The sequence below is a fragment of the Planktophila turicensis (SeqCode) genome (assembly GCF_965234405.1).
Lineage (GTDB): Bacteria > Actinomycetota > Actinomycetes > Nanopelagicales > Nanopelagicaceae > Planktophila > Planktophila turicensis.
In genome coordinates, this window is the sequence record NZ_OZ248346.1 from 673,988 (window position 1) to 690,453 (window position 16,466).

Consider the following 16,466-nt stretch of genomic DNA (forward strand, 5'->3'; position numbering starts at 1 on the left):
AAAGCGAGCCCCCTCTCGTGACAGATCAAGAATTTGAAATTGGTTACCGCGGCGCAACTGCATGTTCAGCTGCAGGTATTTCTTATCGTCAACTCGATTATTGGGCACGTACTGGTTTAGTTGAACCTTCAATTCGAACAGCAACAGGTTCTGGAAGTGCGCGCCTTTACGGCTTCCGCGACATCCTCGTTCTTAAAATTGTTAAGCGACTTCTTGATGCAGGTGTTTCTCTTCAAAATATTCGCACCGCTGTTGATCATCTTCGCAGCCGCGGCGTTACTGAGCTAGAACGCATCACGTTAATGAGCGATGGCGCCTCAATCTATGAATGTGCAAGCCCTGACGAAATCATCGACCTTCTCGCTGGTGGCCAAGGTGTATTTGGTATTGCAGTAGGCAAGGTGTGGAATGAAGTCGAAGGTTCGCTGGCCACACTTCAAGGTGAGGTTAACGGTGAGGTTGTTGGTGGCGAAAATAACGATGAACTCTCTCTCCGTCGCAAGGCGAAGGGCGCTTAACACTTCTATATTCCTCTCCTAGAGCGCATTAGCGCACCTTTTAGGGGAGTAGCTCGTTGAGTAATTATCAGGACTTCGAAGATCGGCATATTGGTCCATCTGCATCTGATGAATCAGAGATGCTCGGGGTACTTGGCTATTCAGATATTAAGAAGTTCATCGCCGATGTAGTTCCTGAAAATATTCATATCGAAAAGCAACTTAGAGATGTACTCGATGGTGCAAAGAGTGAAGTTGAAGTTATCGCTGAGCTTCGCGAGATAGCTTCGCAGAATGAAGTATTCACGTCGCTGATCGGTGGGGGCTATTACGGAACCATCACTCCACCTGTTATCAAAAGAAATGTTTTAGAAAATCCTGCTTGGTACACCGCCTACACCCCTTATCAACCTGAAATTTCTCAGGGTCGCCTCGAAGCACTCTTCGCTTTCCAAACAGTAATTTGCGATATGACAGCACTCGCTCTATCGAATGCTTCGATGCTTGATGAAGGTACAGCAGCAGCTGAAGCTATGACGCTCGCTCGTCGTAGTTCAAAGGCATCTGATGATGCTGTGTTTCTCATCGAAGAACACGTTCACCCACAGACAAAGGCAGTCGTCGCCACTCGCGCAAAGCCGCTAGGAATCACCGTGGTTGAAGTTGATTCTGGACATGTTGCCCGCGATGGTTATGACGGAGAATTTTTCGGTCTGCTCCTTCAATATCCAGATACAACCGGTGAAGTCTGTGATTATGCGAAGGTAACTGAATTCGCACATTCAAAGGGCGCACTTGTTATTGCCGCAACAGATCTTTTAGCGCTTACTCTTCTGAAGGCGCCAGGGGAGTGGGGCGCTGATATCGCCGTTGGTTCAGCTCAACGCTTCGGAATTCCCATGGGATTCGGTGGACCACATGCAGGTTTCATGGCGGTACGTACAGGGCTCGAGCGTTCTCTTCCGGGACGTCTAGTGGGACAGAGCGTTGATGCCCACGGTAATCCAGCATTTCGTTTAGCTCTGCAAACTCGCGAGCAACATATTCGTCGCGATAAGGCCACGAGCAATATCTGTACTGCGCAAGTGTTGTTGGCAAATATGAGCGCCTTCTATGCGATGTGGCATGGACCAAAGGGTCTGCAACAGATCGCGATGCGTATTCATGGATTCGCTTCGCGCCTACAGAAAGCGTCATCATCGCGCAATGGAATCGTTTTCGACACTGTCACAGTTGATGTGAAGAACGCTGATGCGATTCACACCTTGGCAAAGGCTAAGCGCATTAACTTCGGCCGAGTATCCGATACAGAAATTCGTATTTCTTTCGATGAAACTACGACGGAGAAAACCTTCGGAGACGTTCTCGAAATTCTTGGACTATCAGATGTTGCAGCTTCTCCGATCGCCGATTCAGTAGTGCGCTCGAGCAAGTACCTACAGCATCCAGTCTTTAACACTTACTTCTCTGAAACTTCGATGTTGCGTTACTTGCGCACACTCGCTGATCGCGACTTAGCGCTCGATCGCACGATGATTCCATTGGGTTCTTGCACCATGAAGCTCAATGCAACTACCGAAATGGAAGCGGTGACGTGGCCTGAGTTTGCTTCCCTTCACCCATTTGCACCTGCCGAACAAACTCGTGGCTCACGATTACTCATCGACCAACTTTCGAAGTGGCTCGTTGAAATTACTGGCTATGACGCAGTTTCATTGCAGCCAAATGCAGGAAGCCAAGGCGAGTTTGCAGGTCTGCTTGCCATTCGCAACTATCACGATTCACGCGGTGACCAAGGTCGCAATATCTGCTTGATTCCATCAAGTGCACACGGAACAAATGCAGCAAGTGCGGTGATGGCTGGCATGAAAGTGGTCGTTATCGAATGCGATGAAGCCGGCAATGTAAGCGTTGACGATCTCAAAGCAAAGATTGCAGAGCATGGTTCAGCACTTGCGGCGCTGATGGTTACTTACCCTTCGACTCACGGGGTATTTGAATCCGCAATCAGTGAAATCTGTGGACTTGTGCATGATGCGGGCGGTCAGGTTTATGTTGATGGTGCAAACCTCAACGCACTTGTAGGAACTGCGCAGCCAGGAAAATTTGGCGCAGATGTTTCACACCTAAATCTTCACAAGACTTTCTGCATTCCTCATGGTGGTGGGGGACCAGGAGTAGGACCGGTTATCTCTAAGGCGCACTTAGCTCCCTTCCTTCCGAACCATCCGATGGATGCTCTCGCCGGCCCAGCAACAGGACCAGGACCAATTTCCGCCGCTCCATTTGGTTCAGCAAGCATCCTGCCGATTTCCTGGGCTTACATTCGTTTGATGGGGGGAGAAGGACTCACTCACGCCACCGAGGTAGCGATTCTCAACGCTAACTACATGGCTCATCGCCTAAAAGATGCGTATCCAATTCTTTACACCGGTAATAAGGGTCTTGTAGCCCACGAGTGCATCTTGGATGTCCGTGAAATAACCAAGGTTTCTGGTGTGACCGTTGATGACATTGCAAAGCGTTTAATGGACTTCGGCTTCCATGCTCCAACCATGTCTTTCCCTGTTGCAGGAACTCTGATGATTGAGCCAACTGAGTCAGAAGATGTCTCTGAAATGAACCGCTTCATTGATGCAATGATTGCAATCAGAGGCGAGATTCAAGAGATCATCGACGGCAAGATTGCAGTGGAAGAATCCGCTCTTCGCCATGCACCCCACACCATTGGAGCTATTGCAGGCACAAACTGGGAGAGAAGCTACCCACGCGAACGTGGAGCCTTCCCAGCGACCCTCACGGGCCTGATTCCAGGTGAATTGATTGGCGCTAAGGGAAAGTATTGGCCGACTACAGGGCGTATCGATGGAGCGTACGGGGACCGCAATCTGGTCTGCTCATGCCCACCGATAGAGGCCTTTGCATAGCCTGATTCTTCTTACTTTACATAATGTAACTTATCGGCGTTAGGCCGTAAGCGTCTAGCAAAGCCCCACAGAGTTGTCTGCCACAGAGCTTCAATGACGATCGCTCGGCTCATCTTGGAAACGCCATTAATGCGTTCTACGAAGGTAATTGGAACTTCGACCATTTCAGCGCCAGCTAATTCAGATGCCATCGCCATTTCGATCTGAAAACAATAACCGGTTGCAGTCATATCTTTAAGATTTAACTTGTTGAGTAAAGCTGCACTGTAGACACGGAATCCTCCAGTTAAATCATTTAAAGGAATGCCCAGTGCAATACGTGCATATTTGGTGCCAGATTTAGATAGTAATTGTCTACTTTTCGGCCAATTAACAACCGATCCGCCAGCCATCCAACGCGTACCTAAAGTGATTGAAACCAGTGAATCGGTTGCATCAAGCATTGCCGGTAGATCCTCAACTCGATGCGATCCATCAGCATCCATAGTGACAATCCTTGAATACTTGTTCATGGACAAAACATGATCGAAACCAGCACGATATGCAGCGCCTAGCCCAGCCTTACCTGGACGCCTGAGAACACTCACCCAGGAAAAATTCATCGAGTCGACAATGTCCGCGGTCTTATCAGGAGAATTGTCGTCAAGAACGACAACATCGAAATCGCGTACATTATGTAAAGTCGATAATTGGTTGAGAAGTTCAACAATCGCAATTGACTCGTTGTAAGTCGGAATCAAGATAACCGGCTTCATATTTACTCCCCTTACCAGCCTAACGCTGATATTAATCTATCAACGCTGGCACCAAGGCCGTACTCATCCTTCATCTGATAAATCGTCGACAAATCATCGGGTTTCTTTGGCATCGAGATATCCATCTTCGGAATTGCAACATCTTTTGCACAATGCACCAAGGTTGGTGCGATCTTTAAGTAGTCAGCGCCATCAATAATCTTTTTCGCTAGAGATTTCGTGAGAGCTTCATGTTCAGCTTTAGCGCCGGCGAGTGCCTCATCCACCGTTGAGAAGTGGTTGGCGATGAGGGCAGCCCCCTTCTCTCCGATTCCGCGAACACCAGGTAATCCATCGGATGGATCTCCACGGAACATGGCAAAGAGTGCGTACCTATCCCCTGGTATTCCATATTTTTCCGCAACCCATTTGCTATCAACTAAATCATGTTGAGAAATTCCGCGTGCCAGATAAACAATCTTTACATCGCGCTTATCGTCAACCATCTGGAAGAGGTCCCTATCCCCTGTCACAACACGGATTGGCCCTTTCTCTTTAACGGCGAAGGTGGCCATGACATCGTCAGCCTCGTAATCATCAACACCAAGCATTGGTATACCGAATGCATCGAGAAGATCGAGAAGAACTGGAATCTGAGGTGTCAGTGTTTCTGGCTCTTCCTCTTCATCGCTCTCATCCTCAAGACGATTAGCTTTGTAATCCGGGAATAGATCTACGCGCCACGATGGACGCCAATCGCCTTCAATGCAGGCAACGATGCGATCTGGTGAGTACATACCGATGAGACGAGCAGTCATATCAAGATAACCGCGGATCGCATTGACCGGCATACCTGAAGGTGAGAGCAAGGTGTCAGGCATTCCGTAATAAGCGCGATACCAAAGTGAGGCGCTATCTAAGAGCATCAGTGTCATAGATCGCCCAACATATATGAAATGACGCCTCTATCCAAGCGTTTGATTCCTTCACGGCAGGCAGGTCGAAGTTCTTCCGCAGCTCCGCCAATTTGAGTAAGCAAGTCGATGAGTTGTTTGATGCTTCGCACAAAGTCACCAACTGTCATATCAGTTCCCTTGAGAATACTACTGAGCGAGTGCCCATTGGCCCATCGGAATGATGCGTAACAGAATCCAAAATCAGGTTCACGTTGTGTCTTCACATCGAACTCATTTTCAATTGCTTCTAGTTCGATCCATATCTTCGACACTGCAACGAGAGCATTTGCAACGTTGTCATTTGGCATCTTCGGCGCATATGGTTCAGAGCTTCGGCCCTGATAAATCATCGCTGATGCAACCGATAACAACTCGGGCGGGGTAAGAGAATCAAATACTCCGCGTCGAATAGATTCGGTAAGTAATAAATCAGATTCTGCAAATATTTTCGCAAGAATCTTGCCTTGTTCTAGCGGCTTCTCCCCTTCGATATAACCAAGGTGGGTCAATACATCGCAGATACGATCGAAGGTCTTAGCAATTACGTGGGTACGGTTTTCAACTCGTGCACGCAAACCCTCAGATTCACGATTTAAACGATCAGCCTTCTCCGCAAAACGAGCGTGGGTTTCCCGATCATTGCAAGAGTGACATGAATGCTGGCGCAGTGAACGACGCATTCCATCAAGTTCATTCTCTAATTTCACGCGCTGGCGTTGGTCGATACTGCGTCGACCATCACGCTTACTCAATAGACGCTCTAGATCCTTAATATCAATTCGAATTCTGGAGTACTCTGAAAAGTCTCCCAAGTGACACTGTGCAGAATCCGTTAGCTCTGCGGCTGCAGAATTATTCTTCTTAATTTGGCGAACTAAACCGACAACAGCGCGGTCCGCTTGGAACTGAGCAAAGGAAGACTCGAGACTTCCGTGGGCACGCTCTCGACCGAACCGCGCAATAAGATTGATAGACATGTTGTATGTCGGAGTGAACGATGAACGAAGAGGATAGGTACGAGTTGATGCGAGTCCTGCCGCAGTTGCTGAATCAACAGTTGGAGACCACTGGACTACAGCATTACCCTCGATATCGATACCGCGACGACCAGCTCGCCCTGTTAGTTGGGTGTACTCCCCTGGCGTGATCGAAACGTGAGCTTCACCGTTCCACTTGGTGAGTTTTTCAAGCACAACAGTTCGTGCCGGCATATTGATTCCGAGTGCAAGGGTTTCGGTTGCGAATACCGCCTTCACTAAACCGCGCTTAAAGAGATCTTCAACCGCACCCTTAAAGCTTGGCAGTAAACCGGCATGGTGGGCTGCGATTCCGCGCTCGAGCGCAATCAGCCAGTCACGATACCCAAGTACTTCGAGATCTTCTTCGGCAAGGTTCTGCGTATATCTTGCCGCGGTTTCAGCGATTTCCAGACGTTCTTCAGTATTGGTCAACTTAATTCCAGCTGCTAAACATTGTTTGACTGCAGCATCGCACCCAGCGCGAGAAAAGATAAAGGTGATTGCTGGAAGCAAGTTCTCACGTTGCAACTTTTCGATGATGTCAGGTCGCGTCAATCTGCTATCGCCATCACCGAAGCGCTCACGTCGATGGCGTGGAGTTCGTACTTGTCGAAGCGCTTCACGCTCGAGTCCCAATATCTCTGGATTAATCCGCCCTTGCTCGCGGAATAGATCCACGAGGCGATCACCGATAAGAACGTGCTGATACAGAGGAATTGGGCGGATCTCGGAGACGATGACTTCGGTTGATCCCCGTACTTCACCGAGCCAGTCACCAAATTCTTCAGCATTGGAAACGGTTGCAGAGAGTGAAATTACCTGAACACTCTCCATCAAGTGGATGAGAACTTCTTCCCATACTGCACCACGTGATTTATCTGCCAAGTAATGGACCTCATCCATGACTACAGAGCCAAGATTCTTCAACGTGGTTGAATTTGCGTACAACATATTACGAAGCACTTCGGTAGTCATCACCAAAACATCTGCTTCGGAATTGATGTTGGTATCGCCCGTAAGAAGACCTACGCGATCCTCGCCAAAGCGCTCGACAAATTCCTGAAATTTCTGGTTAGAGAGAGCCTTAATTGGTGTTGTATAGAAACATTTCTTACCTTGAGCGAGTGCGCTAAATGCTGCAAACTCACCGACAACGGTCTTGCCAGCTCCAGTAGGTGCAGCGACGAGAACACCCTTGCCATCTTCAACTGCTTGACAGGCCTTGATTTGAAACTCGTCGAAGCCGAAATCGAACTGCTCGATAAATGCAATTGTGAGTGGGTGCTTTCCACGTTGTTTGGCAGCGGCGTAACGTTCTGCAGGAGTCGTCATAGCGCCCACGTAAGTCCAGCATTGCTCACGCATTCAGCTGAAATTGGTGCTGCACCGATTCTCTCGCCGTCAGCATAAGCAATCGCATTAGCTACAAGTTTGACTCGCTTTGATCTATAGATCTTCACCTTTGGATGTGTGATGTGAGAACCGGAATAGACCTTTGGAAATACCTTGAGGAACTCAACCTTTGAGACCGGTTCTAAAACCATCACATCAAAGAGCCCGTCGTGAAGTTGCGCTTGCGGACATACATACATTCCACCGCCGTAAGAACGGCCATTACCAATGGCGATGAGCATCGCCTCAGTCGTAATCGAGTGCGTATCCAGAGTGATCTCGTAAGATAGCGGTTTAAACTTCGGAAGTTCTAGAGCGATTGCTACGTTGTATCTCTGCGGTCCCTTTGGCCAAGCCAGTTCATTGGCTCGCTCATTTACAACTGAATCGAACCCTGTTGAAAGAATCGCAGCAAACCATTCGCCATCAACATTTCCAAGATCAATGGGTTTAGCTGGTATCGAGGTGACTCGATCAAGATATGAATCAACGTCATCAAGTGACCAACCAAGAGTGCGAACGATGTCATTACCTGTCCCCGCTGGCATTACCGCGAAGGGAATATGTCGCGGAACAGCTATCTGGAGAACTAGATGAGCCAATCCATCTCCCCCGACACTAACTATGCCTTCGCAGGTATGAGAATCTAGAAAAGCCTCCAGATGAGATCTTAAATCTGCAGCGCTATGTCCTGAGAAAACCTGGTAATCAAAGCTGCGTTCTGAGAAGTAACGTACAACCGATTGGCCAACAGTGATTCCTTTGCCATGGCCAGAGGTTGGATTGATCGCTATCGCCCACATGGGTCGACTCTATCGGCTATTCGGTAATTGAGGTCGGTGCTTCAATTCTGGTGCTGCCGGTTTCCAAACTTTCGATTTTTCTATCTCGCTTCCTATCGACAAGGAGAGCGATACCACCTGCCATGAAGTAGAAGAGAATCAAAGGTGCCGACAACAAAACCATACTCATTGGATCAGCTGTTGGTGAGAGAGCGGCGACGGCGAAGAAGATTGCGAACACCCACGCCCGCCATGGCCTGAGGATAGTTCGCCCTCTCAAGAAACCGATTAAGTTAAATGTAAGTAGGAATATGGGAAGTTCGAAAGCGAGACCAACAAACAAGATTATTCTCAGTACGAAATCTAAGTAATCATCAAAGCGAACCAAATTGCTCACCGCTCCTGGTGTGAAACCTAGGAGCGCCTTTATGGCAACCGGAAGAATCAGATAGCCAAGGGTTGCACCCATCATAAAGAATGGCGTTGCTGCCGTGACAAAGAGAACGCTATTGCGCTTCTCTTTTCTGTGAAGTGCGGGAGCTATAAAAGCCCAAAGTTGGAAGAGCCAAATAGGAGCAGAGACTATGACGGCGGTCATCAACGCCACCTTTATCTGCAGATCTAGTGGACCTAAGACGCCACTGATATAGAGAGCTCCGCAACTTGCAGCTCCTGATGCTTGAGCCTCGCGCAAATCGCAGACAGGTTTAGCCAAGGTGACGAGGATTGAATTGTAGAAATACCATCCCCCACCAAATGCCACAGCAACTGCAAGTGCCGAAGTAAGAACTCGTTTCCGGAGTTCTCGTAAGTGGTCGATGAGCGGCATCTGTCCTTTTGGTGAAGATGCCATGGGATTACTTCTCTTTTTTGCCGTCTTCTTCAATAACTGAATCGTCGGCCTTCATCTCTTTCATTTCACTCTTGAAGATTCGCATTGAGCGGCCGAGAGAACGGGCTGAATCAGGGAGACGCTTCGCGCCGAAAAGGACCAGAACAACAATAAGCAGAATGACGATTTCTCTTGGGCCTAAATTCATAGTGCGAACTCCTTAACGTGAGATTTGACCATAGATTACACCAGGTATCTTTGAATGGGTAGGCGAGGAATTTACCTCTCATAACGATTGAGTATCGATTCCGCTCTTCTCGCGATTTCACTTCGAATATCCACTGGGGAAAGTAGTTCGACCGCCCCTGCCGATGCAAAGACAGATCTTGAAATCCATTGTTGTGAAAATGATGATCCTTTGAAGACGGTCCCGGCATCCAGGTGGGATTCTGCAAAGCGTTCAGCAACATCCCTGGTTGGCCTCACCACTCTTACCTGAAAACGAAGCTTCTCGGGATTCTCGGGTGATGTCGTAGAAGGTTGTTCGACTTCAGCGGTTTCGGCTGATTGAACTCTATCTATTCGAAAATGCCTGAAATCCTTGGCTGTTGAACAGTACGCGTGCAGATAGAGGTACCCCTGGTTCTCGAGTATCTCTAATGGCAATACGACTCTTGTTGAAATCTCATCTTTATATAGCGAGTGATAGGCAATCTTAAGACCACTGCGATGAGCGATTGCATCCTTTATTGATGTGGTCACTTCATGGCTGAAGTCGGTTGATGCAGTCAACGCCATGGGAAGTTTAACTAAGTCTGCGATACGTTGTGAAAGAGAAGAAATCGCTTCGATCAAATCTTCTCTTTCACTTGAGATTGCAGAACGTAAAACATCTAAACCAAGCACAAGTGCAACACCCTCTTCGTGCGTGATTGAACGAGGCTTTGCCAGGGTCGGCGCATTGGTTATCGAGACATAACCGGATTCAAAATCTAGGTCCATCAGCTCTAGTGGCGTGTAGCCGGGAAGGCCACACATCCAGAGAGTTGTTAAGTCGTTGATCATCTGTTCGGTGGAGACTTCAAATACTCCCGCTAATTCAACGATTGAGATTCCCTGATGAGTGTTGATATATGGAACGAGATCCAACATCCGAGAAGTACGCTCGAGAGGGTTGGCAGAATTCCTCTGATCGTTCTTAGCCATGTGTATTCACCAACTCTTTGAGACTTGTGATGATGCTTTCACGGAGTTCAATCGGTGAGTGAACATAAACATCCTCTCCATGCCAGAGAATCAAGCCGGCGAGAGTTCGCATATCTAGGATTGGAATCTGAACCTGATCCCACTCGCCTTTAGATTCTGTCGACGAGGCCAATGCGCGAAGCGACCTACCCTTCCCGTGCCGAATATCTACGACAGCGTGGAGATTCTTATCGCCTTCAAAAACTCGTTTTGAATCGAAGTTTTCAGGAGTTTCGAAATCTTTTGGACCCTTTTTTACCGAAAAACTTCCGATTACTCGATCGAAGCGGAATGTTCGAATCTCCTCGATGTCCTGGTCTACACCAGTGAAATACCAGAAGGTAGAACGGGTTGATAGACCTATGGGAACAATGCGCCTAACTTCTTCTGACAATTCATAGTTTCTGTAAGTGAATTCAAGGATCTGATGTTCTGCAATAGCTCGAGTGATTACAGGTAGATCAATGCCGCTTTCTGAGAAAAAGGGAACGGTATCGGGCAAATTCTGTTCATCAACGGCAATTCCTAGCGAATTCAATTTAACTAAAGCTCGCTGCGCGGCATCATCAAGTGAAGCTCCTTGCCAAGCTTGTGCTGCTAAAGAGAGGAGAGAAATCTCAAGCGGGGTGATCTGGCCAAGATCAAGTTGGTATCTCTCTTGCTTGATTCGATAACCGGCCTCATCGTTAAAGAGCGGGTCGAAGGAACCGACTTCAATTTCTATTCCAAGGGAGCGAAGATCATCCTTATCTCTTTCGAACATTCGCTCTTTAGATTCAGCGTTTCCATCGTATCCTTCGATAGTTTTAAAGATTTCAGACTTTGTGATAAATCTCTTCGTTGCTAAGAGCGCAATGGTGAGATTAATGAGCCGCTCACTCTTCCGCGACACCGTAGGCACCCTTTGCTGGACGTCTGCGTCGTGGTAGCACATCGACACCAGGAGCCATGCGACGGCTTTGAATGAGGAAACCGGTGTGACCAATCATTCTCTGCTGCGGACGAACTGCCAGACCTTCGTGATGCCAACCGCGCACGATTGTCTCCGAACTTTCTGGTTCAGTGAAATGTCCATCTTCTTTAAGTGCTTCGGCTGTCGCCGAAAGCTGAGTAGTGGTTGCAACGTAGGCAAGGAAAACTCCACCAGGACGCAAAACCTTTGCAGCCATTTCAACGCATTCCCATGGTGCGAGCATGTCTAAAATGACGCGATCGAATTCCTCTGTGAACTCTTTCTCCTGAACAGACCCCACATCGAGTGACCAATTGGCTGGCTTCTCGCCAAAGTAGTCCGTGATATTTGCGGTGGCATTGTCGGCAAAGTCTTGGCGTCGTTCGACAGAGTGAACCGAACCTTGTGGACCGACTGCGCGAAGTAAAGAAAGAGTCAAAGCTCCGCTACCAACGCCAGCTTCTAGAACACGTGCTCCTGGGTAAATATCGGCTACACCAACAATCATCGCAGCATCTTTTGGATAGACAATGGTGGCACCGCGAGGCATTGAAAGAACGTAATCAGCGAGTAACGGAATGAAGGCGGTGAATTTCAAGCCAGCGGTAGTACTTACTACCGAACCTTCGGGTAACCCGATCAAATCATCGTGAGTAATCCAGCCTTTATGGGTATGCCACTCTTTGCCTGGGGTAATCGTGAAGCTATATAGCTTGCCCTTTGGATCGGTAAGTTGAATTCGATCGCCCGCTTGGAAATACCCTTGTTTAGACACAAGCGCATCTTAGGTGAAAGTAACCATCCTGTCGGAACCTCGCTGTATCGTCCGTGCGATGGAACCGTTACGCCTCTCCCCTAGCCGCATGAACGATTTCACCAATTGTCCACAGCTCTACAAATATCGCGCTGTAGACCAGTTGCCTGAACCGCCAAGTATCGATGCCGAACGTGGCAAGTTGATTCACTCAGTACTTGAAGATCTCTTTGAACTCCCCGCCAACTCTCGTACCTTCGATTCAGCTCTCAAACTCCTCCCTACAAAATGGCGCGAGCAACTCGAAGGTAAGCCTGAACTAGCGGCTCTCGTACTTGACGAGAAAGAGTGGTTCGACCGAGCCCAGGCGTTACTCACCAATTATTTCTCATTAGAAAAACCTCCCACCTTTGAATCTACCTATCGCGAACTTCATTTAGAACGCGATATATCTGAAGAGATTTATCTGCATGGGTATGTAGACCGTCTCGATGTGGCACCAACCGGTGAAGTTCGTATCGTCGACTATAAGACAGGCAAATCTCCTAAGCCTGGTTGGGAAGAGAAAGCGCTCTTCCAATTACGCGTCTATGCACTCCTGTATTGGCAGAACGAAGGCGTCTTACCGAAGTTACTTCAGCTCATCTATCTCGGTGATTCACGCATCGTAAAGAGTGAACCAACCGAGGCTCAGTTGAAATCGACAGAGAAGATTCTTAAGAATATTGGCGATGAAATTCTGACCGCTCTTGAGACCAATCACTTCCCGACGAAGAAATCTCGACTATGTGATTGGTGTTTCTTTAAAGCAATCTGCCCTGCCCACAACTAATCATTTAAAACTTTAGTTGGCGTTGAAGTACTTAGCCTCTGGGTGGTGAACGATGATTGCAGATGTTGACTGCTCAGGGTGCAGTTGGAACTCTTCTGAAAGCTCAACACCGATACGCCCTGGTTCAAGAAGTTCACAGAGTTGAGTCTGCTGTTCAATATCGGGACACGCTGGATAGCCAAATGAGTAACGTGAACCGCGATATCCCTGATCCAGAATTCCCTGCAAATCAGGTGAATCTTCACCACGAACTGCCATCTCTTCACGGATACGCGCGTGCCAATGTTCAGCAAGTGCTTCAGTAAGTTGCACAGACAAACCGTGGAGTTCAAGATAATCACGGTAAGCATTGGCTGCGAAGAGCTCGTTAGCTGCCTTGCTTACAGTGTTTCCCATTGTGACAACGTGGAAAGCAACAACATCTGTTTTGCCCGAATCCTTCGAGGCAAAGAAATCAGCTAAACACAATCTGCGATCACGAGACTGGCGAGGGAATGAGAAACGAACTCGCTCTTTACCTGCATCAGGTCCCTCGTGATGAAGGATGATCAAATCGTTTCCCTCTGAAACACATGGGAAATATCCATAGACAACAGCAGCTTCTAGCCAACCATTGGATTGGACTTCATTGAGAAGCTTACGAAGACGCGGGCGTCCTTCTGTCTCAGCCATCGCTTCGAATTCACCACGTGCACCCTTAAGACCCCACTGCCCCATGAAGAGAGCGCGCTCATCAAGCATTCCAACGTAATCTGCAAGAGGAATGCCCTTAACAATTCGCGAACCAAAGAATGGAGCTTTAGGGATATCGATATCAAGTGCGACATCACTTCGCACTGTGTCGATTGGTCGATCCTCTGACTTACGAGCAACGGCTTTCACTTTACGTTCACGAAGAGCTGGAAGTTCAGCGCCTTCATCCCCGCGTTTAACGGCCATGATCGCATCCATCAGACGCAAACCTTCAAATGCGTCACGGGCGTATCGAACTTCACCTGGAAATATTGCGGCAAGATCTTGTTCTACATATGCGCGGGTAAGGGCTGCGCCACCAAGAACGACTGGCCACTTATCTGAAAGTCCTCGAGCTGTAATCTCTTCGAGGTTCTCTTTCATGATAACGGTTGACTTAACCAAGAGTCCTGACATGCCAATTGCATCGACTTCATTTTCTAGCGCAGCATCAATAATCTGATTGATTGTCTGCTTGATTCCAATATTGACAACCTGGTAACCATTATTGGAAAGAATGATGTCAACAAGATTCTTGCCGATATCGTGAACGTCGCCCTTAACGGTTGCAAGCAACATACGTCCACGTCCGGCATCGCTGGTCTTCTCCATATGTGGTTCGAGATATGCGACTGCTGATTTCATCACTTCAGCGCTCTGTAAAACGAATGGGAGCTGCATTTCGCCCTTACCAAAGAGTTCGCCCACAACCTTCATGCCCTCGAGAAGATGATCATTAATGATGGCAAGAGGTGCAATTCCTTCAGCCATTGCTGTATCGAGATCTTCGTTAAGACCTACCTTTTCGCCATCGATGATGCGGCGTTCAAGGCGTTCACGTAGTGGAAGAGCTGCAAGTTCGGAGGCTCGAATATTTCTTGAGGCTGCTAACTCGACACCTTCAAAGAGCTGCAGGAACTCTTGTAAAGGATCGTATGTGCATACATCGCCGTCGTAGGTGCGACGATCGTAGATGAGGTCTAGGGCAACCTCTTTTTGACGGGCTTCAATACGCGCCATCGGCATAATCTTCGAAGGATGAACAATCGCTGAATCAAGTCCTGCTTCAACGCACTCGTGAAGAAAGACTGAGTTGAGAACAACTCGCGCAGCTGGATTAAGTCCGAAAGAGACGTTACTGACTCCAAGAGTTGTCTGAACTCGTGGATATTCGGTCTTTAAGGTCTTAATTGCGCTGATTGTTTCAATTCCATCACGACGAGTTTCCTCTTGCCCGGTTGCGATTGGGAATGTCAAAGTATCAATCAAGATATCTCCGACATTCATCCCCCAGTTGCCAGTGAGATCTTCAATCAGGCGACGAGCCACGCGAAGTTTCCAATCGGCAGTACGAGCTTGTCCTTCTTCATCAATAGTGAGTGCAACTACAGATGCTCCATGTTCTTGCGCCAAAGGCATAATGCGCGCAAAGCGAGATGTAGGCCCATCACCATCTTCATAGTTGACTGAGTTAATGACGCAACGCCCACCGAGAGCTTCAAGACCTGCCTTTAAGACCGCGGGCTCTGTCGAATCAAGAACGATGGGAAGCGTTGAGGCAGTTGCGAAACGTGAAGCGATTTCAAACATATCGCGTGCGCCATCACGGCCTACATAGTCAACGGAAAGGTCGAGCATATGAGCGCCGTCGCGAATTTGATCGCGCGCGATTTCAACACACGTTGCCCAATCTTCTGCAACAAGTGCATCTCGGAAGGCGCGTGAACCATTGGCATTGGTGCGCTCTCCAATGGCTAAGTAAGTTTTATCTTGTCTAAACGGAACGTATTGATAGAGCGAAGAGGCACCAGGATCTAGTTCAGGTACGCGTGACTTTACAGAATGGCGATCGAGTCTTGCGACAACGGCTGCAAGATGGGCTGGCGTTGTTCCGCAACATCCACCAATGAGTGAAATTCCATAATCATTGACGAAGGTTTCAAGCGCTGTAGCCAATTCCTCAGGTCCAAGCGGATATTCCGCACCCTTTGCTCCGAGAATCGGCAAGCCAGCATTAGGCATTACTGAAATTGCACAGTTCGCGTTCTTGGACAGATAGCGAAGGTGTTCTGACATCTCAGCAGGACCAGTTGCGCAGTTAAGGCCGATCAAATCGATATCTAAAGGTTCAAGGGCGTTGAGTGCGGCGCCGATTTCAGAACCGAGCAACATTGTGCCCGTGGTTTCCACAGTTACTTGCGCAATCAACATGACGTCTCGTCCGGACTCTGTAATTGCCTTACGTGCACCATTGACCGCAGCTTTTGCCTGCAGCAAATCTTGGGTGGTCTCAATCAGAAGTGCGTCCGAACCAGAATCTACGAGTCCTTTGGATGCTGTGTAGTACGCATCTCTCAAATGTGAATACGTTGTGTGGCCAAGGCTAGGTAACTTTGTACCGGGCCCAAGTGAACCTAAGACGAAGCGAGGTTTATCTGTAGTACTGAAAGCATCAGCAGCTTCACGCGCAATCTTTCCACCTGCAAATGCAAGCTCGTAAATGCGATCTTCAATTCCGTATTCTGCAAGATTTGCCCAGTTAGCGCCGAAGGTATTGGTCTCGATGGCATCTACGCCAACCGAGAGGTAGGCATCGTGAACTGAACGCACTAAATCAGGACGAGTAACGTTGAGAATCTCATTGCAACCCTCGTGGTTTTGGAAATCTTCAAGAGAAGGATCTGCCGCCTGGAGCATGGTTCCCATGGCTCCATCAGCAATCACGGTGCGGCTAGAAAGTGCTTGACGGAGAAGGCCATCAGCTACAGATGCTGCCTTCTTATCGCTCGTCATGGTGCAGAGGTTATCGTAA

The 16,466-nt window shown here is 48.3% G+C and carries 12 protein-coding genes and 1 pseudogene; 3 read left to right on the forward strand and 10 right to left on the reverse strand.

Features of this window, described 5'->3' with window-relative positions; all coding sequences use genetic code 11:
* Positions 1-17: 17 nt before the first annotated feature.
* Complete coding sequence (locus AC8GFK_RS03445) at positions 18-518, forward strand: MerR family transcriptional regulator (RefSeq protein WP_095673522.1); 501 nt, start codon at positions 18-20, stop codon at positions 516-518.
* Positions 519-574: 56 nt separating this feature from the next.
* Complete coding sequence (gene gcvP / locus AC8GFK_RS03450) at positions 575-3,424, forward strand: aminomethyl-transferring glycine dehydrogenase (protein WP_506625758.1); 2,850 nt, start codon at positions 575-577, stop codon at positions 3,422-3,424.
* An 11-nt stretch (positions 3,425-3,435) separates the two neighbouring features.
* Here gcvP and AC8GFK_RS03455 read toward each other — a convergent pair whose 3' ends face one another.
* The 9 genes and pseudogenes from AC8GFK_RS03455 to AC8GFK_RS03495 form a co-directional block, all read right to left on the reverse strand.
* Positions 3,436-4,179, reverse strand: a complete 744-nt coding sequence (locus AC8GFK_RS03455) for a polyprenol monophosphomannose synthase (protein WP_506625759.1) — start codon at positions 4,177-4,179, stop codon at positions 3,436-3,438.
* An 11-nt stretch (positions 4,180-4,190) separates the two neighbouring features.
* The gene (locus tag AC8GFK_RS03460; RefSeq protein WP_095673525.1) at positions 4,191-5,093 is read right to left on the reverse strand and encodes a 5'-3' exonuclease; all 903 of its coding nucleotides are present in this window, start codon (positions 5,091-5,093) and stop codon (positions 4,191-4,193) included.
* Positions 5,090-7,465 (reverse strand): DEAD/DEAH box helicase, encoded by a 2,376-nt coding sequence (locus tag AC8GFK_RS03465; protein WP_506625760.1) that lies wholly within the window; start codon positions 7,463-7,465, stop codon positions 5,090-5,092. Before AC8GFK_RS03465 ends, AC8GFK_RS03460 begins: the two co-directional genes overlap by 4 nt.
* Positions 7,462-8,328, reverse strand: coding sequence for a diacylglycerol/lipid kinase family protein (locus tag AC8GFK_RS03470; protein WP_506625761.1), 867 nt, complete (start codon positions 8,326-8,328; stop codon positions 7,462-7,464). The genes AC8GFK_RS03465 and AC8GFK_RS03470 overlap by 4 nt, the downstream gene beginning before the upstream one ends.
* Positions 8,329-8,344: 16 nt before the next feature.
* The gene (gene tatC, locus AC8GFK_RS03475) at positions 8,345-9,160 is read right to left on the reverse strand and encodes a twin-arginine translocase subunit TatC (RefSeq protein ID WP_506625762.1); all 816 of its coding nucleotides are present in this window, start codon (positions 9,158-9,160) and stop codon (positions 8,345-8,347) included.
* 34 nt (positions 9,161-9,194) lie between these two features.
* Positions 9,195-9,347 (reverse strand): annotated as a pseudogene (tatA, locus tag AC8GFK_RS03480) (Sec-independent protein translocase subunit TatA); the annotation flags it as partial.
* Positions 9,348-9,418: 71 nt separating this feature from the next.
* A complete protein-coding gene (locus AC8GFK_RS03485) occupies positions 9,419-10,345 on the reverse strand; it encodes a helix-turn-helix transcriptional regulator (protein ID WP_506625763.1) in 927 nt (308 codons plus the stop codon).
* Positions 10,338-11,276 carry a helix-turn-helix transcriptional regulator gene (locus AC8GFK_RS03490; protein ID WP_506625764.1) on the reverse strand — a complete coding sequence of 313 codons (939 nt, stop codon included), beginning with the start codon at positions 11,274-11,276 and terminating at the stop codon, positions 10,338-10,340. Before AC8GFK_RS03490 ends, AC8GFK_RS03485 begins: the two co-directional genes overlap by 8 nt.
* Positions 11,260-12,111, reverse strand: a complete 852-nt coding sequence (locus AC8GFK_RS03495) for a tRNA (adenine-N1)-methyltransferase (RefSeq protein WP_506625765.1) — start codon at positions 12,109-12,111, stop codon at positions 11,260-11,262. The genes AC8GFK_RS03490 and AC8GFK_RS03495 overlap by 17 nt, the downstream gene beginning before the upstream one ends.
* Positions 12,112-12,169: 58 nt before the next feature.
* Here AC8GFK_RS03495 and AC8GFK_RS03500 point away from each other — a divergent pair, with 58 nt between their 5' ends.
* Complete coding sequence (locus AC8GFK_RS03500; protein WP_506625766.1) at positions 12,170-12,922, forward strand: RecB family exonuclease; 753 nt, start codon at positions 12,170-12,172, stop codon at positions 12,920-12,922.
* 12 nt (positions 12,923-12,934) lie between these two features.
* On the opposite strand, the gene metH is transcribed toward AC8GFK_RS03500, so the two are convergent.
* Complete coding sequence (metH, locus tag AC8GFK_RS03505; protein ID WP_506625767.1) at positions 12,935-16,447, reverse strand: methionine synthase; 3,513 nt, start codon at positions 16,445-16,447, stop codon at positions 12,935-12,937.
* Between the last annotated feature and the right edge of the window lie 19 nt (positions 16,448-16,466).